This is a genomic window from Paraburkholderia sp. UYCP14C, from assembly GCF_004197395.1.
Classification (GTDB): Bacteria; Pseudomonadota; Gammaproteobacteria; order Burkholderiales; family Burkholderiaceae; genus Paraburkholderia.
The window spans coordinates 1-536 of record NZ_SELS01000334.1 but is presented as its reverse complement, the minus strand read 5'-3'; the positions used below and the strand labels follow the sequence as shown (position 1 = coordinate 536).

At 55.2% G+C, this 536-nt stretch carries 1 protein-coding gene and 1 pseudogene; one reads left to right on the top strand and one right to left on the bottom strand.

Annotated features, from left to right (window positions below):
- Positions 1-225: 225 nt before the first annotated feature.
- A pseudogene (locus EVC45_RS47860) lies at positions 226-273 on the top strand (hypothetical protein); the annotation flags it as partial.
- A 1-nt stretch (position 274) separates the two neighbouring features.
- Here the strand turns inward: EVC45_RS47860 and EVC45_RS46495 are convergent.
- Positions 275-536: hypothetical protein (locus tag EVC45_RS46495; protein ID WP_211193621.1), on the bottom strand; the 262-nt coding region annotated here is incomplete at its 5' end.

The following is a 536-nucleotide window of genomic DNA, read 5'->3' as shown; positions in this document are numbered from 1 at the left end:
CGAAGCCCGTCAGGAAAGGCTGATGAAGCTGGCCGCCTGAGCTGCAAAAGCTTGTCCAGACAACCGGAGCCGATACACAGCGCCGGGCAGCTGTGCAGTTGGACGCGATTACAGCTTAAATCAAGCAGAAAAGTGTCTTGACTGACGGGTCCACTTTAGGACATCTCAGCGCGCGGTGAACTCCAGCAGGTCGGGGCTACGTGGTCGCGGGCGAACGCAAGTGCAGTGCTGGCCGTTCCCAGTGCAGTCGTCCCGGCTGAATCCAATTATCTGATCAATCCCAATCATACTGATTTTGTTCACGTCGAAATCGGCGCGCGCGAGGAGTGGCTGACCGATCCGCGGTTGTTGCGGCGCGCTGCGGCACAGACATAGCGAGCGACGTGTGAGTGTCGATAAACGGCGCCAAAGCGCAACAGACGCCTAACTTGACATAATCTTTATTATCAACACTGTTGGTGTCGGTCCCAAATAGAAATGTCGGGTTTCCGCTAAATAGAAATGTCGTGTTCTGGGTAGTTTGAGCGCCGGACATC